Here is an 18,474-nt window from a genome sequence, read left to right on the forward strand (position 1 = left end):
ATCTTCACCCGCCAAGCACGTGGTCGCCGACCCTCAGCAACCGGTAACCGCTCTTGTATACAGGCTGCAGCCGGAAGCCATTACGCGGCTCGATAGCGAGCAGCAGACGCAGCCGCGACACGTGACTGTCGATGGTCCGCGTGTATTCGCGCATCTCGCGGCCCCACACCGTCGCGAAGATATGGTCGCGCGACATCACGCGACCGATGTTGGAAAAGAGCAGCACCGCGATCCGGTACTGTGTGGGCGACAGCGGCACCGGCTCGCCGCGCAGCGTAACGGCCCGGCGCACTGTGTCGAAGCGATAAGGGCCGGCCTCGAAACAGGTCGCGGCACTGAAGCGCACCGGATACGCGCGCCGCAGCAGCGCCGCGACTCGCGCGCGAAACTCGGCGTCCCGCAACGGCAACGCGAGGTATTCGTCGGCGCCGCCCGCGAGCGCGCGCACCATGCTTTCCTCCGACCTGTCGTTCGACACGAACATGATCGGCACATGCTCGCCTGCCACGAGGCGCACCGAGCGCAACAGGTCCGCGCCGGCGGGCCGCGTATCGTGCCAGTCGAGCACCAGCAGATCCATCGTGGAGTGCACGAGCGACCTCGACATCGCGCGGCCGTCCTCATACGCCGCGCAGAAATGGCCGGCTCTCACCAGCATGGATTCAATGGACTGACGCATGACCGGGTCACGCTGAAGAACAGCAACACGCATGGGATGGACTCTCGACAAGGACTCGCCGGCCATTCTCCGAGGCGCACCCCGGTCCCTCCCTTCGGAGCATTCCGAATTTCGGCGCTTTCTTCGCCCAACCAGGCGCTTTCGCGGGACTTCCGCTTTCATCCTGTAAAATTCGCGCCGGCCTCCGTCGTCAGCGCGCCCGCCCTATCCGGACGGCGCGCCCGTGTCCCGTGCTCTACCCAGCGCCTGCCACACTTCTCGCCCGACGACCGCCGTATGTCCACGCGTGACCCGCGTGGCTCCCAATTCCACAAAAGACATGGCAATGCAAGCAACAAATCTGGGTGGAGCACAGGCTGTCACCCCACGCCCGCTTGGGCACAGCGATTACAAGACACTCGGTCTCGCCGCGCTCGGCGGCGCGCTCGAGTTCTACGACTTCATCATCTTCGTTTTCTTCGCGCCGGCGATCGGCCAGCTGTTCTTCCCGGCGGCGATGCCGGAGTGGCTGCGTCAGGTGCAGACCTTCGGCATTTTCGCAGCCGGTTATCTGGCACGGCCGCTCGGCGGCATCATCATGGCGCACTTCGGCGACCTGTTCGGCCGCAAGCGCATGTTCACGCTGAGCGTGCTGCTGATGTCGGTGCCGACGCTGCTGATGGGCCTGATGCCCACCTACGCGAGCATCGGCGTGCTCGCGCCGGTGCTGCTGTTGCTGTTCCGCGTGATGCAGGGCGCGGCGGTAGGCGGCGAAGTGCCGGGCGCATGGGTGTTCGTGTCCGAGCATGTGCCCGGGCGGCACGTCGGCTATGCGTGCGGCACGCTGACGGCCGGCCTCACGGCCGGCATTCTGCTCGGCTCGCTGATCGCGTCGGCAGTGAATCGCCATTTCACGCCGGCCGATATTTCCGAGTTTGCATGGCGTATTCCGTTCCTCATCGGCGGCGTGTTCGGCATGTTCTCGGTGTATCTGCGCCGCTGGCTGCACGAGACGCCGGTGTTCGCCGAGCTGAAGCAGCGCAAGGCGATCGCCGCGGAAGTGCCGCTGAAGGCCGTACTGCGCGATCACGGCCGCGCGGTGATCGTATCGATGCTGCTCACGTGGATGCTGTCGGCGGCGATCGTCGTCGTGATCCTGATGACGCCGACGCTGCTGCAAAAGCAATTCCACATCGAGCCGGCCACCGCGCTGCTCGCGAACTGCGTCGCGACGCTGTGCCTGACGATCGGCTGCGTGATGGCGGGTTCGATCGCCGGCCGCATCGGCGCGGGTCGCACGATTTTCGTCGGCGGCATTGCGCTTGCAATCACGTACTACGTGATGTTTCGCCAGTTGGCGGTCGATACGTCCGTGCTCGTGCCGCTGTATGCACTGGCCGGGCTGTTCGTCGGCGTGATCGGCGCGATTCCGCTCGTGATGGTCCGCGGATTCCCGCCAGTGGTGCGCTTCTCGGGCATCTCGTTCTCGTATAACGTCGCGTACGCGGTGTTCGGCGGTCTGACGCCGATCGTCGTGTCGCTGATGATGAAGTCGAACCCGCTGGCCGCGCCGCTGTATGTCGCGGCGATCTGCGTGCTGGGCGCACTGACCACGCTGTTCATCAAGGATGCGCCGCAGGCGCGTTGAGCCGACTGAACCCGCTTCGTCGATCCGCATCTAGCGCGTCGACGAAGCGCTCCGCGACGGCGCGACTTTCAGCGCGCCGTCGCCCGCACGGGCGACATCCATACTTCAGGCCGCGCCGAAACGTGGCACGCTGCATCGGGCATACGATGCAGTCATGAACTCATCCAAATCCTCCTTTTCGCCCGCCCTCGGCCGCATTCTGGCGACCGTCAGCGTCGGCTTCGTGGTCACGCAACTCGACGTGACCATCGTCAACATCGCGCTGCCACGAATCGGCGCGGACCTGCACGCGAACGTCGCGGGACTGCAATGGGTCGTCGATGCGTACACGCTCGCGTTCGCCGTGCTGATGCTGTCGGCCGGCGCGCTCGGCGACCGTTTCGGCGCGCGGCGCATGTACGCCTGCGGGATCGTGCTGTTCGCGCTCGCGTCGCTGGCCTGCGGGCTCGCGCTCGACGCCCCGATGCTGGTCGCCGCGCGCGCGATCCAAGGCATCGGCGCGGCCGCGATGCTGCCGAATTCGCTCGCGCTGCTCAATCAGTCGTTCGGCCACGAACCGAAGCCGCGGGCACGTGCGGTCGGCCTGTGGACCGCGTCCGGCGCGATTTCGATCGCCGCCGGGCCGGTGGCCGGCGGTCTGCTGATCGCCGCGTTCGGCTGGCGCAGCATCTTTCTGGTCAATCTGCCGATCTGCGCAGCCGGCCTGCTCGCGACGCTGCTGTGGATTCCGCGTCCGCAAACCGCGCAGCGCGGCGCGCCCGCCGCCGCTCGCGGCACCGCCGGCGCGACGCCGCGCGGCATCGATCTCGGCGGCCAGTGTCTCGCGATCGTCGCGCTGACCGCGTTCGTCGCCGCGGTAATCGAATGGCGGCCGCTCGGGCTCGCGCATCCGCTGGTCGCCGGCGGCTTCGTGCTGGCGCTGCTGGCGGCGGTTGCGTTCCTGTTCGTCGAAGCGCGCGTCGCGAGCCCGATGCTGCCGCTGTCGCTGTTCGGCACGCGCACGTTCAGCGCCGCGGTGCTGTTCGGCATCTGCGTGAACCTGACGTATTACGGCATGGTGTTCGTGCTGAGCCTTTACCTGCAGCGTGTGCGCGGCTATACGCCGTTGCAGGCGGGCCTCGCGTTCCTGCCGCTGACGGGCGGCTTCCTGATCTCGAACGTCGCGAGCGGCTGGGTGATCGGCCGCCTGGGGGTGCGTGTGCCGATGATCCTCGGCGCGATTACGGCCGGTCTCGGCTACGGCCTGCTCCATCTCGTCGATGCCGACACGCCGCTGATTGGCCTGGTGCTGCCGTTTTTGCTGATTCCGTCGGGCATGGGACTCGCGGTGCCGGCGATGACCACGGCGGTGCTCGCATCGACCGAAGCGCGGCGCGCGGGCACGGCGTCCGCGGTATTGAACACGGCGCGCCAGGCTGGCGGCGCGGTGGGCGTGGCGGCGTTCGGCGCGCTCGCGGGCGGCGCGGCCGCGACCGAGATCGTGCCGGGGATGCAGGCGGCCACGGCCATTTCGGTGGGATTGCTGGTGCTGGGTCTCGCGCTCGCGTGTTTCGTGCATCCGGAGCCGCACGCGACGGCATCGTCTGGGCGCGGGGCGAGAGCCGCGAGTAAGTAAACGGTGTGTGTAACGCAGCGGTGGGTGTAACGCAGGCGCCTACAGCGACGCCTCCTGAATCGTGCCGGTATCGATCGCGCGCTCGATCAGGCCTTCGTTGCGCGCCTTGGCGATCGCATCGGCGACCAGTTTCTCCGGGTCCTCGATCTCCGCCTTCAGCGTGCCGATGAATCCGGACGCGTCCAGAACCACCAGCGTCTTCGCAGAATCGGCGAGGCTGATGATCACGCGATGCGGCGTCGCCCCTTCGCCGAGACTTGCGCACAATTGCGTCACCTTGCCGCCGATCATTTGCTCGAAGTTCTGAATCATCATCTGCCCCCTTGATTGGCGCGGATTGGAAACCCTGCTGGTAGCAGGATGCGGGCCGCGTTTTACAGGCCGCCGAGTCCGCTGCGCGGCGCGCGCGCATTGTCGATGCTCAGACGCCCCGCGCCGGTGACGAACAGCAGCAGGAAACCGCCCGCGATGCCGATGTTCTTCCAGAAATGAATCACCATGTCGTGCTGCAACGCAGGGTCGGTGATATTCCAGAAGTCGTGGCCGAGCACCGCTGTCGCCACCGTATACACCGCCATGATCAGCGCGAGCGGCCGAACCTTGAAGCCGACCACGAGCAGCAGGCCGCCGAGCACCTCGACCGCGGTTGCGATCGGCGCGGCGATCTGCACGAACGGCACGCCCTTCGAATGCAGGTAGCCGACGAAGCCCGCATAGCCCAGCAGCTTCATCACCCCACTCCACAGGAACAGCACGGAAAGCGCAAGACGGGCGATGAAAATAATGCCGAAATCGACGGGACGCGACATGGGGGGACTCCTGTAATGAATAAGCAGCAGACCCGAATAGGCGGGCTCAGTTCCCCGCCTCGCCCCTGAGCATATGTGCAATGGCGCCGATTTCCAAGCCCGCTCAGGCTGGCGGATAGGTGGCGACCTCGATCAGGTTGCCGTCCGGGTCGCGGCAATACACCGAGGTCATCTTGCCGCGCGCGCCGTCGCGCTCCACCGGCCCCGCTTCGATCGCGACGCCTTGCGCGAGCCAGTGCGCCTTGACGTCGTCCGGGCTTGCGGTGGTCACGAAGCACAGGTCCGCCGTGCCCGGCACCACCTCGCGCGACGTGAACCACGCGACGGTATCGGCCGACGCGGGACGCAGATTGATCTTCTGATTGCCGTAGGTCATTGCCACGCGCGTGCCGCTGCGGGACATGAACTCGGTGCGTCGCATGCCGAGCATCCGCGCGTACCACGCCGCGCTCACTTCGACGTCAGCGACGTTCAGAACGAGATGATCGAGACTGTCTAGCTGGAAGCCCATGGTTTTGTCGTGATGAATCGGGGAAGGTGGTCGCAACTATGCGCGTGGCGCGTCCGGTGCGAGCAACACGCCCTTCGTGAACACGAAGCAACCATAGCCGCGCTCCTCGCCCGTCGCGATCACGCAGTATGCGCGGCGAGCACGCTCGTAAAACGCGAATCGCTCGATCGACACGAACGGCACCTCGCGCCCCTCTCCCGCGTTGACCTCGGCTTGCGCTTCGCGCTGCACCGCGGGAATAGTCTGCGGCTCGCCCACCACTTCCATGCGCGACGCGGGATGCTCGATGAAGGTGTCGAGCGGCAGCACCGACAGCACCGCGCGGATCGCGCGCGGCGAACTGACGCCGTCGAGGCGCAGCGGCCTGCCGAGCACGGTATCGCGCGCGACCGCGTCGGCCGGGAAGTTGGCGTCGCAGATCACGAGTTCGTCGCCGTGGCCCATCGAGCGCAGCGCGTGGAGGATATCGGCGTTCAGTAGCGGGTCCAGATTTTTCAGCACGGGGTCTCCTGGTCGTTCGGTTGGGAACATGCCGCGGCGGTGAGGTCGTGTGTGTCACGCGTCATCAGCACGACGATCGATTGTAGCAAGCGCGTCGCGCGTCTTGCGGCGCTGCGCTCGCACCGCATTGGCAGCGCAGCCATCCGACCAGAGCGAGCAGCACGAGCCCCGCGCCGCCGAGCACCGGCTCGCGCCAACCGAACAGTGCGATGAACATGAACGCCCGCGCGCCGCCGAGCAGCGCAAAACCGGCGATCGCGCTCGATAACGCATCGAACGCGGCCGCGACGCGCAGCAACGCGAGATGGACTTGTGCGGGCCTGGCAGCGGCGGGGTCGTGCATGATCGTCTCCGTGAAAAGCGCCTCAGGCGGCGCCGGGGGTTTCGTCGAGGAAACCGGTGACCGCTTGCAAGCGTCCATGCGCGTCCACCACGCCGAAGTCGGAGCCCTTCACGATCGCCTCGCCCGCGGGTGTCGTCAGTGCCCACGAGAAGCGCAGGCGATTCGCGAAGCCGTCGACGTCGGTCGTACGGCGAAACGTGTGATGCGGAAAGCGCTCGTGCACCGCGCGGATCATCGCGTCGATGCCATCGTGGCCCGCCCCCGCCAGCAGCGGGTCGCGATAGTCGGCGTCGGCGCTCCACGTGGCCGCGATCAACTCGCGACGACGCGCGCCATCGGTCTCGTTCCAGATATCGAAATAACGGTCGATCAAATCGGTATGCGCATTCATCTCAAACTCCTCGATTGGTAGGACTGAGCACTTCGCGCCTCATACGCATCGCATGCGGCGGGCTCGGAATGAAGATTGACGGTTCGCGTGCATTGCGTCGATTACGTGAGAGGTAATCAAGCGAATGCAGCGTCGCTGTCACGCATCGTCTTTCGCTGTCCTTCACGCCAAATAGGCCGTTCGGCCGAGTCGTCAAAAAACCTTTGCATCGCTAACCTCACGTGACTGATCGAAGCCTGCCGATGACATCGCGAGGCAAGCACTGCAATGAACAGGAGGACGGCTTGGACCGCTTTATCGAGACACTTTTTTCGCTTGCGCGACCGTATCCCAGGAGATACACTCATCCGCAGATCGAAACACCGCGCGTGTACACGATCAACTGCACCGAGGAGTTCGATCGCTGGCTTCACGGCCTCACCGACCTCAAGGCCAAGGCGCAAATTCTCGTGCGAATCCGGCGCGCGGAACGCGGGCTTTTCGGCGACGCGAAGTTGCTGGAAAACGGCGTGTTCGAGATGCGCATCGATTGCGGCCCGGGTTATCGGGTCTACTACGCACGCGAGGGGCGCGTGATGTATCTGCTGCTGTGCGGGGGTAACAAGTCCACGCAGCAGGCCGATATCAGGCATGCCGGAGCAATGTGGACAACCATCAGAAAGGAACGGTCATGAGCAAGATCAAAACGGCACGCTTCGACGCATCGAAGTACCTCGACAACGACGAAATGGTCGCGGCCTATCTGAACGCCGCGCTCGACCAGGGCGACTCCGATCTGCTGCTCGCCGCCATCGCGGACATCGCCAAGGCACGCGGCATCACGAAGATCGCCGCGGCAGCGGGTCTGGGCCGCGAAAGTCTGTACAAGACACTCGCGCCCGGCTCCAAGCCACGCATGGACACGGTCCTGAAGCTGGCGAGTGCGATCGGCGTCAAATTCACCGCCGTGCCGCTGCGCCTGGCTGCCGCCTGAGCCGGGCGCTGCGCTGGCCACGGTGTCGCGCGAGTTCGCGCATGGCGGCCGAGGCAGGCGCAATCGTTGGTGTGAATCGACGGTATCGGCCGCGGGTTACGTTGATTGAAATTGGCGGGGCATTACCTCTCAGGTAATCGATTGCTTGCACGCTTTGACTATCATCGGTGGCATGAACACACTCTCTATCGCACAAACGGCTCCGTCATCCCCGTCGAGAGGCACTCGGGCGGTCGGCGAACTTCTCCGCGAATGGCGGCAACGGCGGCGCATGAGTCAGTTGCTGCTCGCCACGGAAGCCGACATTTCGACGCGCCATCTGAGCTTTGTCGAATCGGGGCGCGCGCTACCGAGCCGGGAAATGGTCATGCATCTCGCCGAGCGTCTCGACGTTCCATTGCGCGCGCGCAATGCCCTGCTCGTCGCGGCCGGTTACGCGCCGCTGTTTCGCGAACGTCCGCTCTCCGACCCACAGCTCTCCGCCGCGCGCGAAGCCGTCGAACTGGTGCTCAAGGGACACGAGCCCTACCCGGCCCTAGCGATCGACCGGCATTGGACCATCGTCGCGACCAACCATGCGCTTGCGCCGTTGTTGAGCGGCGCGAGTCCCGAGTTGCTAAAGCCGCCGGTCAACGCGCTGCGGTTGAGTCTGCATCCGCAAGGCATCGCCGCGTCGATCATCAACTGGCATGCATGGCGCGAGCATGTGCTGGCCCGGCTGCAACGGCAAATCGACGTCAGCGGCGACGACACGCTGAGCGCACTGCGCGACGAACTGGCCGGCTATCCCGCGCCGCCGGACGCAGACGCCTCGATGCCGGACGACGCAGTCCTCAACCAGATCGCCGTGCCATTGCGGCTGCGCACGCCGCTTGGCGTGCTGTCGTTTTTCAGCACCACCACGGTGTTCGGCACGCCGGTGGACGTTACGCTGTCGGAACTCGCTATCGAGGCGTTCTTTCCGGCGGATCAGCAAACCGCGGCCGCGCTGCGCGAGTTTGCCGAACACCAGCGCGGCTAGCCCCTCGCGTACCCGTCCCCCGACTCACCACGAACAAGTGATATGTCCGTCAACGCCGACACCCTGCTCATCCGCCAACTCGGACCCGCCGACCGGGACGCCTATTTCCAGCTTCGTCTGCGCGGGCTGAAGGCGCACCCTGCTGCGTTCGGACAAAGCTACGACGAAGCGCTCGCGAAAGGCGCGGCACAGCATGACGCGACGTTGCTGGGCTCGGAGGCGGAAGGTTCGTTCCTGCTTGGCGCGTATGCGTCGGCGGATGCGCCGCTGATCGGCGCCGTCGGTCTGCTGCGGAACAAAGCCCACAAGGAGCGGCACAAGGCGAACGTCGTCGGCATGTATGTCGCCCCGGAAGCGGCTGGGCGTGGGGTCGGGCGTGCGCTGCTCAGCGAGTTGTTGACGCGCGCGGCGCGCGTCGACGGTTTGCGGCAGGTGCAACTGACCGTGGGAAGTCGCAACGACGCGGCGCGCAAGCTGTATGAATCGCTCGGCTTTCGCAAATACGGATGCGAACTCGGCGCATTGAACGTCGACGGCATATTCCATGACGAGGATCTGATGGCGCGATTCCTCGTCTAGCGCGCCGGAATCATTGACAACGGGCCCCTGCCGCCCATTCCGGTGCCTCGCCAAGGTTGTAAAATCGGCGCCCATTGCAGCAACATCGTGTCAGGCATCCTGCACGGCTCTGGCCCCTCGCTGTCTTCGTCGGCAACGCAATCGGCACACGTTTGCGACCGCTTTTCGGTCCCGGGGCGGAACACATCCGCCAGCCCGGCTGCCGATCCTCACCGAGCCGTTACAAATCCCGCCCCAGTTTGCATAGTTGTAACTGGGGATGCATCATGCCGTTACACCCCCCATCCGTCCCCGACCCGCCATGCAAGACGAGTATTTATTACCGTCCATTCCGGCGCTTTCCATTTCCTTTCTAATTCAAAACAAATATACCGATCGCTGCACGGCGGGCACGCGTGGCGTGGACCAGTGCGGCTTGACGCCCACCCAGCAAGGGTTTTCATGGATTAGAGGTGACTGTCGAAAGGCTAAAAATCCACTTGGCATCATTCATTACAACGGCGTGAAAAACTTACCGAAAAATGATGTAGCTTTTTGAGATATTTTTTTGCGAAGGGATTGATTTCTGGTTTTAGCCTTCATACAATTCGTCCCGAGCTGTTACGAAATGTAACGTCTTGTATCAAATGTTCGCTGCTTCTAGCAGGTAGCAACATGTAGCCGGAGGCAGCGTTTCCGGCGAGGCAGAAAAGACATAACGGCGCAAAGCCGACATAGAAATTCGGGGCTTCGGAAACAGAGAAAATGGACCGTAGCAGCGAGACGCTGGATTCAATCCGCGAGATCAATTTGTCTTACATCATGCTCGCGCAACGTATGTTGCGCGAGGACAAACCGGTCGGAATGTTCCGGCTGGGACTGTCGTCGGAACTGGCTGATTTGCTTGCCGGGCTGTCGCTCGCGCAAATCGTCAAGCTGGCCTCTTCCGACCAGCTTTTGTGCTTCTTCCGCTTCAACGACCACGCGATGCTGTCGGCGTTGACGCAAACGACGAAGCACGCCGCAGTTGCACCGACCCACACGGCGATCCTGCTTGCAGGCCAGCCCGCCGAGCAATTTGCCTGACCGAGGTGACTGCAATGCTCAAGCGAAGCCTGACCGAAGATGCACAGGAAGTATTTCGCGCGATCGCACTGATCGAGCTCGGCGCCCGCATGCAGGTGCTCGAGAGCGAGCTGACGCTGTCGCGCGATCGTATGATCCGCCTGTATCGCGAGGTCAAGGGCGTATCGCCGCCCAAGGGCATGTTGCCGTTTTCGGCGGACTGGTACATGACGTGGCTCGCGAACATTCACGCGTCGCTGTTCTACAACACGTATCTGTTCCTGAAGAACGAAGCGCGCTGCTCGCATCTGGATGCGCTGACCAAGGGATACCGGCTGTATCTCGAACACTGTCAGCACAGCGAAACCGAACCGGTGCTCGATCTGACCCGCGCGTGGACGCTCGTGCGTTTCTTCGACGCGGACATCCTGCAACTGACCAAGTGCTGCCGCTGTACTGGCAAGTTCGTCGCGCACAAGCACGACCTGCAGCACAACGTCGTGTGCGGCGCGTGCCAGCCGCCGTCGCGTGCCGGCAAGACGAAGAAGGCAGCAGCCGCGCGCCGCGAAGCGCTCGGTGCGGCGCAGGTCGCGCAGGCCGCCTGACCGATCGATACGCCCGTCGCGAGACGCGGCCAACCCGATTCCAACCGAAGCTCACGTGAATCCGCGCAGTGCTTGAACTGCGCGGATTTTTTTCGCCTTCACGCCGGGCCAACCGGCGTTCGAATGAATCTCCGCCCCCGACCGGATCAACCGGCCAGCCCCACCGTCTGGACGACAAGCCACAGATTCGCCGCACTGATCGCTACAAACAGCGTCCACACGAGCAGACGCGTCGGCAGCGTGTTGGCGAATTCGCCCATCAGAGAACGGTCGCTCGTCATGCGGATCAGCGGATAAAGCGCGAACGGCAGCTGCAGGCTCAGCACGACCTGACTCGCGACGAGCAGTTGGCCGACCGCGCCGTTGCCGAGCATCCGCACGCCGATCAGCGCCGGAATCAGCGCGAGCGCGCGCGTGATGAAACGCCGCTGCCAGCATGGAATCTTCATCTTCAGGAAGCCTTCCATGATGACCTGCCCCGCCACCGTGCCGGTGAACGTCGAGCTTTGTCCCGACGCGAGCAGCGTGATCGCGAACAGGACCGCGGCGAAGCCGGTGCCGACGATCGGCGCTAGCAGCCGGTAGGCGTCCTCGATCTGCGTGACCTGGTTGTGGCCCGTCGCATGAAACGCGGCGGCCGCGAGAATCAGGATCGCCATGTTGATCAGCGCCGCGAGCACGAGCGATGCGATCGTGTCGATACGCGACATGCCGATCGCCGAGCGGATGCTGGCCGAATCGCGCTTCACCGCGCGGGTCTGCACGATCGACGAGTGCAGATACAGGTTGTGCGGCATCACCGTCGCGCCGAGAATGCCGATCGCGAGATACATCGGCTCGCGCGAATTCAACGCCTGCCACGACGGAATCAGCCCTTGCGCGACCGACGGCCAATGCGGCCTGACGAGCGCAAGCTCGATGATGTAGCCGACGCCGATCGTCGCGATCAGGCCGAGCATGATCGCTTCGAGGTCGCGAAAATTCTTGCCCTTCAGGCCGAGCACGATCAGCGTGTCGAACGCGGTGAGCAACACCCCGGTGGTCAGCGAGCAGTTGAACAGCAGATGAAACGCGAGCGCGCCGCCGAGCACTTCGGCGAGATCGCAGGCGATGATCGACAGCTCCGCGAGCAGCCACTGCGCACGCGCGACGCCCGGCGAATAGCGCGCGCTCGACAGTTGCGCGAGGTCGCGCCCGGTCGCGATGCCGAGGCGCATGCTCAGGCATTGCAGCGCCATCGCCGACAGGCTCGACAGCAGCACGACGAATAGCAGGTTATAGCCGAAGCGCGAACCGGCTTCGATCGCGGTGGCCCAGTTGCCTGGGTCCATGTAGCCGATCGATACCAGCAGGCCGGGCCCCGCGAATTGCAGGATCTTCTTCCAGAACGGTGCGCCCGCGGAGACGGAGACCGATCCCTGTACCTCGGACGGGCAGAACGGCGCTGTGGCGGTTGTAGGTAGTTTGAACAGCAAGCCGGAAATCTCTCGAGAGGAATCGACGCGACGCCTCGGGCGGGCGTCGCAAACGGCCTCAAGTGTACAGAGAAACGTCCGGCAATGTCCCGCTAAGCGCGTAGCGGCCGACGTCGCGCACGCGGTAGTCGAGCGGATCGTGCAGCGTGTGCACGCGTGCATTGCGCCAGAAACGATCGAGCGCGAGCGGCGCATGAGTCGCGCGTGCGCCGCAGGCGTCGAAGAGTTTTTCGCCGATGTCGAGCGCCGCTCGATGCGCGACGATCTTCGCTTCCGAGGTCGCCAGCGCGACCCGCGCACGGCTTTCGGCATCGAGCGTTGCGCGTTGCTGCCACGCTTCGTCGAGCGCGTTCGCGGCGCGCGCGGCCAGCGCTGCGGCGCTCACCATCTGGATATGCATTTCGCCGAAGCGCTGGATCAGGTAGGGGTCGTCGGTCGCTTTGGCGACGCCGGAGGCGATCCACGGCCGGCCATGTTCGTGCACGTACGCTCTCGCCTCTTCGAGCGCGCCCTGCGCGATTCCGACGAACAGATTGGTCAACACCTGTTGCGAGATCAGCGTACGCAGGCTCGCGTGCGGCGTGTCGGGTCGTTGGAGCACCTCGTGCGGCTCGACCCTGACGCGCGCGAACGACACGCTGCCGCTGTCGGTCTGCCGCTGGCCGATCGGGTCCCAGTCGTCGTGAACGGTGATGCCTTCGCGCGTGGTCGGCACCGCCGCGAATACGGGTTTGCCGGTCGATGGATCGTGCGCGGACACGGTCATCATCTGCGAGCCGCGCGTTCCGGAACAGAAGCCTTTCTGGCCGTCGAGCAGGTAGCCGCCATCGTGCGTCGAAGTTGCAACGAGACGCGCATCCAGTGGATTCACCGCATTGCCCCACCACCAGCGATGCTCGACGGTGCCGCGCAGATATTTCTCGCGCTGCCGTGGATTGCCCCACAGGTCGATGCTGACCACCTGCAGGCAGGTGAAGCCGAACAGATGCGCGAGCGCGCTATCGACGCGCGCGAGCTCACGCACCACGTCGTAAATCGCGGACCAGCGCGCGCCAGCGCCGCCGAATTCGCGCGGCACGGCGAGCGTCAGCAGGTCCGCGTCGGCGATCCACTGCTTCTGTTGCGCGGCGTGACCGCCTTCGCGATCGCGCTGCGCGGCGCTCGCGCGCAACGCGGCTAGCAGTGTGGTGAGGTCGCGCGCGCAATCCTGATGCTGCTGCTCGCGAATCTGCTCGATGCCGTCATGCACGAAAGTCACTGGCTTGCCCTAGGGTCGTCGTTGGCTGGATCGGACGATGATAGGCAGCCGCGCGCATGTGGTCTACGAAGCGATTCGCACAAGGAAAGCGCGAAAAACGATTTGCATGAAAAACGCCGGGCAGCGCTTGCGTGCGGCCCGGCGTCGTTGATGAGGCTGATGAAGCGCTTGCTACAGGGTTATGAATTCAGCGCTTCGCCACTTGCTGTGGCGCCGAAACGGCTGCAGCTTCAGCCGCGGAGCCAGAAGCACCAACCGGCACCGCGCCCACCGCCGTCCCCCCCGCCGTCACATCGCCCCAACCACCACCGAGCGCGCGAATCAGATTCACGGTCGCGACAGCCTGCGTGCCCGCCAGATGGCTCGCCTGCAATTGTGACTGCAGCACCTGCCGCTCGCCGTCGATTACGTCGAGATAGCTGACCGCACCCTCCGTGTACTGCGTGCGCGACAGATGCGCGGCGCGCTGCGACGCATCGACCGCGTCGTTCTGCTCGCGCATCTGATCGTCGAGCAAGCGTAGATCGGCGAGATTGTCTTCGACTTCACGGAACGCCACGAGCACCTGCTGGCGATATTGCGCGACGTCCTCGTCGTACTTCGAACGCGCCTGCGCCAGATTGGCCTTGCGACGGCCGCCGTCGAAGATCGGCATCGTCAGCGCGGTACCCACGGCCGGACCGAGGATGAACGCGCGGCTCGACCACATGAACAGATCGCCGAGCGTCGCCGATTCAAAGCCGAACGCGCCGGTGATGTCGAGCTTCGGGAAGAACGCCGACTTCGCGAGCCCGACGCGCGCATTCGCTGCCTGCATCGCGCGCTCGGCTGCCGCGATGTCAGGCCGGCGTTCGAGCAGCGCCGACGGCAAACCGGCCGGCACGCGCACCGTCACCAGCGCGAGCGGCGCTTCCGCGAACGTGAAATCCGCGGGCGGCTTGCCGAGCAGAATCGCGAGGCTATGCTCGGAGGCGGCCCGTTGCCGCGCGACGCCGACCGCATCGGCGCGCGCGCTGGCGAGCTCGTTACGCGCACGCGACAGATCCAGCTCGCTGATATCGCCTTCCTTGAAGCGCCGCTGGACGAGCTTCAGCGTGTCTTCGCGCAACGCGACGGTGCGGCGGTACAGATCCTGGTCTGTGTCGAGCTCGCGCAACTGGAAGTAGTTCTGCGCGACGTCGGCCTGCAACGACAGCTGCACTGAACGGAACAGCGCTTCGCTCTGCTGCTCGTCCGAGCGCGCCGCGTTCACGTTCGAGCTGACGCGCCCGAACAGATCCGCTTCATACGACGCGCCGACCTGCGCGCGCCAAATCGTGCCGGTCGTGCCGCCCGCGCTGTCCGGCTGGAATTGCGATGCCGCCGACGCGCGTTCGCGCGTCGGGCCGAAGCCCGCGTCGAGCTTCGGGAACCAGTCGGACTTCGCCGCCTGCGTGACCGCGCGTGCCTGCTGCACGCGCGCGGCCGCGGCCTTCAGGTCCTGGTTCGCGGCGGCGGCCTGCTCTTCGAGCGCGTCGAGCTGCGGATCGCCGAACACCTTCCACCATTCGCCGCGCAGCGCGCTGTCGGCGGGCTCGGCCGGTTTCCACGTGCCGTTGTTTTGTGCCGCCCCGGCTGAACCAGCCGCCGCGCCCGACGCCGCCGCAGCCGACGTCTTCACCACGGGCGCTTCCTTGAACGCCGCCGGCGTATCGACGTCGGGGCGCTTGTACGTCGGCTCGAGCGAGCAAGCGGCCAGCAGCGCGATCAGCAAACCGCTCGCGGCCGCGCGGCCCCATCCGCGCAAGGATACAAAGCGAGATTCAAAGCGTTTCATTGTTGTTTTCTCCTCAGGCGTCCGTAACGGGCGCGCCGTAGCGCGGCGCATCCTTCTGCGCGACGTGAATCGTCCCGCCCGCGAGCGAACGCAACACCACATAAAACACCGGCGTCAGCATCAGACCGAACAGCGTGACGCCGAGCATGCCGAAGAACACCGCGACGCCCATCGCGTGACGCATTTCCGAGCCCGCGCCGCTCGACAGCACCAGCGGCACCACGCCCATGATGAAGGCGATCGACGTCATCAGAATCGGCCGCAGACGCAGACGGCTCGCTTCGATTGCCGCTTGCAGCGGACTGCGTCCATCGTGTTCGAGCTCACGCGCGAACTCGACGATCAGAATCGCGTTCTTCGCCGATAAGCCCACCAGCACCATCAAACCGATCTGCGTGAAGATGTTGTTGTCGCCACCGGTGAGCCACACGCCGGTCAGCGCCGACAGCACGCTCATCGGCACGATCAGGATCACCGCCAGCGGCAGCGTCAGGCTTTCGTACAACGCCGCGAGCACGAGGAACACGAGCAGCACGCTGATCGGGAACACCCACAGGCCTGCGTTGCCAGCGAGGATCTGCTGATACGTGAGATCGGTCCATTCGAGCTTCACGCCGCGCGGCAGCACTTCGGCAGCCACGCGTTCGGCCGCGGCCTGCGCCTGTCCCGACGAGAAGCCGGGCGCCGGGCCGCCGTTGATGTCGGCTGCCGTGTAGCCGTTGTAGCGCACCACCATCTCCGGCCCGTAGGTCGGCGTCACGGTGACGAGCGACGACAACGGCACCATCTCGCCCGCCGCGTTGCGCGTCTTCAGTTGCAGGATGTCGTCGGCGCGTTGACGGAACGGCGCATCCGCCTGCACGCGCACCTGATATACGCGGCCGAAGCGGTTGAAGTCGTTCACGTACAGCGAGCCCAGGTAGATCTGCATCGTGTCGAACACATCGGTGACCGGCACGCCGAGTTGCTTCGCCTTCACGCGATCGAGATCGACGTTCAGTTGCGGCACGTTGATCTGATAGCTGGAGAAGGTCGGCCCCAGTTCGGGCGTTTGCGCCGCGCGCTTCACGAAGGCCTCGGCAGCTTTGTTCAGTTCGGCGTAGCCGACCGCGCCGTGATCCTCGAGCTGCATCTTGAAGCCGCCGAGCGTGCCGAGCCCGAGCACCGGCGGCGGCGGGAACACCGCGACGAACGAATCCTTGATCGCGCCGTACTGCTGGTTCAATGCACCGGCAATCGCGCCCGCCGACAGCTTCTTGTCGCCGCGCTCCTTGAACGGTTTCAGCGTGACGAACACGATGCCCGCGCTCGAACTATTCGTGAAGCCATTCACCGACAGACCCGGGAACGCCACCGCGCTTTCGACGCCCTGCTGCTTCAGCGCGATCGAACTCATATCGCGGATCACCTTCTCCGTGCGATCGAGCGACGCACCGTTCGGCAACTGCGCGAACGCGATTAGATACTCCTTGTCCTGCGCGGGCACGAAGCCGCCCGGCACGATCCGCGCCATCAACACGGTCGCACCGACGAGGATCGCGTACACCGCGAGCATCGCGCCCTTGCGGCGCAGCACGCCGCTCACGCCGCGGCCGTAGGCTTCCGAACCGCGATGAAAGACCTTGTTGAAACGCTTGAAGAAGCCGCCGAGCACGCGGTTCATCACGCGCGTCAGCCAGTCCTCCTTCTCGCCGTGGCTGCGCAACAGCAGCGCGGACAACGCCGGCGACAGCGTCAGCGAATTGAACGCCGAGATCACCGTCGAGATCGCGATGGTCATCGCGAACTGCTTGTAGAACTGGCCCGTGAGACCCGTCATGAATGCGAGCGGCACGAACACGGCGACCAGCGTCAGCGCGATCGCGATAATCGGCCCGCTCACTTCGCGCATCGCCTTGTAAGTCGCATCGCGCGCACTGAGCCCGCTTTCGATGTTGCGCTCGACGTTCTCCACCACGACGATCGCATCGTCGACGACGATACCGATCGCGAGCACCATGCCGAACAACGACAACGCATTGATCGAAAAGCCGAATGCCAGCAGCAGCGAGAACGTACCGACGATCGACACCGGCACCGCGATCAACGGAATGATCGACGCGCGCCACGTCTGCAGGAACACGATCACGACGATCACGACCAGTGCGATCGCTTCGAGCAGCGTATGGATCACCGCCTCGATACTCGAACGAACGAACTGCGTCGGGTCGTAGACGATCCGGTATTCGACGCCGGCCGGCATGTCCTGGGCAAGTTCCTTCATCGCCGCGCGCACCTGCTCGGAAATCGCGAGCGAGTTCGCGCCCGGCGCCTGATTGATCGCGAGCGCAACCGCGGGCTTGTTGTCGAGCAGCGAACGCAAGCCGTACTCCGACGCCGCGAGTTCGATCCGCGCGATATCGCGCAGATACGTGACACCGCCATCGGGCGCGGTCTTCACGATGATGTCGCCGAATTCGCTCTCGGTCCTCAAACGACCGCGCGCATTCACCGACAACTGCAACTGCGTGCCGGGCACCGACGGCGATGCACCGATCACACCGGCCGCCACCTGGATGTTCTGTTCGCGAATCGAATTGACGACTTCGGTCGCGGTGAGACCGCGTTGCGCGACTTTCTGCGGATCGAGCCAGATACGCATCGCGTAGTCGCCCGAGCCCCACAGTTGCACTTCGCCGACGCCCTGAATGCGCGCGAGCCGATCCTTCACGTTCAGCAGCGCGTAATTGCGGAGATACGTCATGTCGTAGCGATCGTTCGGCGAGATCAAATGCACGACCATCGTCAGCGTCGGCGAACTCTTGATCGTCGTCACGCCGAGCCGCTGCACGTCTTCCGGCAGACGCGGCAGCGCCTGATTGACGCGGTTCTGCACGAGCTGCGTCGCGAGGTCGGGATTGGTGCCGAGCTTGAACGTGACCGTCAGCGTCAGATTGCCGTCGCTATTCGCCTGCGACTGCATGTACAGCATGTTCTCGACACCATTGATCTGCTCTTCGAGCGGAGCTGCGACCGCCTCCGCGATCACCTTCGGATTCGCGCCCGGATACTGTGCGTGCACCACCACTGAAGGCGGCACGACTTCCGGATACTCGGAGATGGGCAGCTTGAACAGCGAGATGATGCCCCCAAGCAGGATCAATACCGATAGCACGCCTGCAAAGATCGGGCGATCGATGAAGAATTTGGATATGTTCATTGGAAGCTCTTAACTTTGGAACATGCGC

At 64.7% G+C, this 18,474-nt stretch carries 20 protein-coding genes; 9 read left to right on the forward strand and 11 right to left on the reverse strand.

Features of this window, described 5'->3' with window-relative positions; genetic code table 11:
- Positions 1–4: 4 nt before the first annotated feature.
- Positions 5–712, reverse strand: a complete 708-nt coding sequence (locus GCT19_RS07650) for a response regulator transcription factor (protein ID WP_152851542.1) — start codon at positions 710–712, stop codon at positions 5–7.
- Positions 713–1,004: 292 nt separating this feature from the next.
- On the opposite strand from GCT19_RS07650, the gene GCT19_RS07655 reads away from it, so the two are divergent.
- Positions 1,005–2,306 carry an MFS transporter gene (locus tag GCT19_RS07655; RefSeq protein ID WP_026228454.1) on the forward strand — a complete coding sequence of 434 codons (1,302 nt, stop codon included), beginning with the start codon at positions 1,005–1,007 and terminating at the stop codon, positions 2,304–2,306.
- A gap of 154 nt (positions 2,307–2,460) precedes the next feature.
- Positions 2,461–3,921 (forward strand): MFS transporter, encoded by a 1,461-nt coding sequence (locus GCT19_RS07660; protein WP_152851543.1) that lies wholly within the window; start codon positions 2,461–2,463, stop codon positions 3,919–3,921.
- 39 nt (positions 3,922–3,960) lie between these two features.
- Here the strand turns inward: GCT19_RS07660 and GCT19_RS07665 are convergent, their stop codons facing one another.
- From GCT19_RS07665 to GCT19_RS07690, 6 genes are all read right to left on the reverse strand, one after another.
- Positions 3,961–4,233, reverse strand: coding sequence for a hypothetical protein (locus GCT19_RS07665; RefSeq protein WP_013092174.1), 273 nt, complete (start codon positions 4,231–4,233; stop codon positions 3,961–3,963).
- Between the two features lie 62 nt (positions 4,234–4,295).
- Positions 4,296–4,730 carry a DoxX family protein gene (locus tag GCT19_RS07670; protein WP_018434221.1) on the reverse strand — a complete coding sequence of 145 codons (435 nt, stop codon included), beginning with the start codon at positions 4,728–4,730 and terminating at the stop codon, positions 4,296–4,298.
- Between the two features lie 103 nt (positions 4,731–4,833).
- Complete coding sequence (locus tag GCT19_RS07675) at positions 4,834–5,241, reverse strand: VOC family protein (protein ID WP_018434220.1); 408 nt, start codon at positions 5,239–5,241, stop codon at positions 4,834–4,836.
- 36 nt (positions 5,242–5,277) lie between these two features.
- Positions 5,278–5,742, reverse strand: coding sequence for an RbsD/FucU family protein (locus tag GCT19_RS07680; protein ID WP_018434219.1), 465 nt, complete (start codon positions 5,740–5,742; stop codon positions 5,278–5,280).
- Between the two features lie 64 nt (positions 5,743–5,806).
- Positions 5,807–6,085 carry a hypothetical protein gene (locus tag GCT19_RS07685; RefSeq protein ID WP_013092178.1) on the reverse strand — a complete coding sequence of 93 codons (279 nt, stop codon included), beginning with the start codon at positions 6,083–6,085 and terminating at the stop codon, positions 5,807–5,809.
- Positions 6,086–6,107: 22 nt separating this feature from the next.
- Entirely contained in the window at positions 6,108–6,476 is a 369-nt protein-coding gene (locus GCT19_RS07690) for a nuclear transport factor 2 family protein (RefSeq protein ID WP_013092179.1), read from the reverse strand.
- A 284-nt stretch (positions 6,477–6,760) separates the two neighbouring features.
- Between GCT19_RS07690 and GCT19_RS07695 the strand changes: the two genes are divergently transcribed.
- The 7 genes from GCT19_RS07695 (at position 6,761) to flhC (ending at position 10,698) form a co-directional block, all read left to right on the forward strand.
- Entirely contained in the window at positions 6,761–7,150 is a 390-nt protein-coding gene (locus GCT19_RS07695) for a type II toxin-antitoxin system RelE/ParE family toxin (protein ID WP_026228452.1), read from the forward strand.
- Complete coding sequence (locus GCT19_RS07700; RefSeq protein WP_013092181.1) at positions 7,147–7,449, forward strand: addiction module antidote protein; 303 nt, start codon at positions 7,147–7,149, stop codon at positions 7,447–7,449. Before GCT19_RS07695 ends, GCT19_RS07700 begins: the two co-directional genes overlap by 4 nt.
- A gap of 172 nt (positions 7,450–7,621) precedes the next feature.
- Complete coding sequence (locus GCT19_RS07705) at positions 7,622–8,470, forward strand: helix-turn-helix domain-containing protein (protein ID WP_084598341.1); 849 nt, start codon at positions 7,622–7,624, stop codon at positions 8,468–8,470.
- Positions 8,471–8,512: 42 nt separating this feature from the next.
- On the forward strand, positions 8,513–9,049 hold the full coding sequence (locus GCT19_RS07710) for a GNAT family N-acetyltransferase (protein WP_152851545.1): 537 nt from the start codon (positions 8,513–8,515) through the stop codon (positions 9,047–9,049).
- 301 nt (positions 9,050–9,350) lie between these two features.
- Positions 9,351–9,587: a hypothetical protein gene (locus GCT19_RS07715; RefSeq protein WP_152851546.1), complete on the forward strand. Its 237-nt coding sequence runs from the start codon at positions 9,351–9,353 to the stop codon at positions 9,585–9,587.
- Between the two features lie 206 nt (positions 9,588–9,793).
- On the forward strand, positions 9,794–10,114 hold the full coding sequence (flhD, locus tag GCT19_RS07720) for a flagellar transcriptional regulator FlhD (protein ID WP_018434215.1): 321 nt from the start codon (positions 9,794–9,796) through the stop codon (positions 10,112–10,114).
- Positions 10,115–10,128: 14 nt separating this feature from the next.
- On the forward strand, positions 10,129–10,698 hold the full coding sequence (gene flhC, locus GCT19_RS07725; RefSeq protein ID WP_152851547.1) for a flagellar transcriptional regulator FlhC: 570 nt from the start codon (positions 10,129–10,131) through the stop codon (positions 10,696–10,698).
- A 146-nt stretch (positions 10,699–10,844) separates the two neighbouring features.
- Here flhC and GCT19_RS07730 read toward each other — a convergent pair whose 3' ends face one another.
- The 4 genes from GCT19_RS07730 to GCT19_RS07745 all read right to left on the reverse strand — a co-directional run bounded on the left by GCT19_RS07730 (position 10,845) and on the right by GCT19_RS07745 (position 18,446).
- Complete coding sequence (locus GCT19_RS07730) at positions 10,845–12,173, reverse strand: Nramp family divalent metal transporter (protein ID WP_018434213.1); 1,329 nt, start codon at positions 12,171–12,173, stop codon at positions 10,845–10,847.
- Between the two features lie 58 nt (positions 12,174–12,231).
- Positions 12,232–13,431: an acyl-CoA dehydrogenase family protein gene (locus tag GCT19_RS07735; protein WP_018434212.1), complete on the reverse strand. Its 1,200-nt coding sequence runs from the start codon at positions 13,429–13,431 to the stop codon at positions 12,232–12,234.
- Positions 13,432–13,618: 187 nt separating this feature from the next.
- Positions 13,619–15,247 (reverse strand): efflux transporter outer membrane subunit, encoded by a 1,629-nt coding sequence (locus GCT19_RS07740; RefSeq protein WP_026228450.1) that lies wholly within the window; start codon positions 15,245–15,247, stop codon positions 13,619–13,621.
- A 13-nt stretch (positions 15,248–15,260) separates the two neighbouring features.
- Positions 15,261–18,446, reverse strand: coding sequence for an efflux RND transporter permease subunit (locus tag GCT19_RS07745; protein WP_018434210.1), 3,186 nt, complete (start codon positions 18,444–18,446; stop codon positions 15,261–15,263).
- Positions 18,447–18,474: the final 28 nt, after the last annotated feature.

The sequence above is a fragment of the Paraburkholderia atlantica genome (assembly GCF_009362785.1).
Taxonomy (GTDB): domain Bacteria; phylum Pseudomonadota; class Gammaproteobacteria; order Burkholderiales; family Burkholderiaceae; genus Paraburkholderia; species Paraburkholderia atlantica.

Coding starts and splice junctions, on each gene's coding strand:
- GCT19_RS07655 (WP_026228454.1), top strand. CDS start 1,005: ATGCAAGCAACAAATCTGGGTGGAGCACAGGCTGTCACCCCACGCCCG.
- flhC (WP_152851547.1), top strand. CDS start 10,129: ATGCTCAAGCGAAGCCTGACCGAAGATGCACAGGAAGTATTTCGCGCG.
- GCT19_RS07690 (WP_013092179.1), bottom strand. CDS start 6,476: ATGAATGCGCATACCGATTTGATCGACCGTTATTTCGATATCTGGAAC.
- GCT19_RS07660 (WP_152851543.1), top strand. CDS start 2,461: ATGAACTCATCCAAATCCTCCTTTTCGCCCGCCCTCGGCCGCATTCTG.
- flhD (WP_018434215.1), top strand. CDS start 9,794: ATGGACCGTAGCAGCGAGACGCTGGATTCAATCCGCGAGATCAATTTG.
- GCT19_RS07650 (WP_152851542.1), bottom strand. CDS start 712: ATGCGTGTTGCTGTTCTTCAGCGTGACCCGGTCATGCGTCAGTCCATT.
- GCT19_RS07685 (WP_013092178.1), bottom strand. CDS start 6,085: ATGCACGACCCCGCCGCTGCCAGGCCCGCACAAGTCCATCTCGCGTTG.
- GCT19_RS07745 (WP_018434210.1), bottom strand. CDS start 18,446: ATGAACATATCCAAATTCTTCATCGATCGCCCGATCTTTGCAGGCGTG.
- GCT19_RS07710 (WP_152851545.1), top strand. CDS start 8,513: ATGTCCGTCAACGCCGACACCCTGCTCATCCGCCAACTCGGACCCGCC.
- GCT19_RS07740 (WP_026228450.1), bottom strand. CDS start 15,247: ATGAAACGCTTTGAATCTCGCTTTGTATCCTTGCGCGGATGGGGCCGC.
- GCT19_RS07675 (WP_018434220.1), bottom strand. CDS start 5,241: ATGGGCTTCCAGCTAGACAGTCTCGATCATCTCGTTCTGAACGTCGCT.
- GCT19_RS07665 (WP_013092174.1), bottom strand. CDS start 4,233: ATGATTCAGAACTTCGAGCAAATGATCGGCGGCAAGGTGACGCAATTG.
- GCT19_RS07715 (WP_152851546.1), top strand. CDS start 9,351: ATGCAAGACGAGTATTTATTACCGTCCATTCCGGCGCTTTCCATTTCC.
- GCT19_RS07700 (WP_013092181.1), top strand. CDS start 7,147: ATGAGCAAGATCAAAACGGCACGCTTCGACGCATCGAAGTACCTCGAC.
- GCT19_RS07670 (WP_018434221.1), bottom strand. CDS start 4,730: ATGTCGCGTCCCGTCGATTTCGGCATTATTTTCATCGCCCGTCTTGCG.
- GCT19_RS07705 (WP_084598341.1), top strand. CDS start 7,622: ATGAACACACTCTCTATCGCACAAACGGCTCCGTCATCCCCGTCGAGA.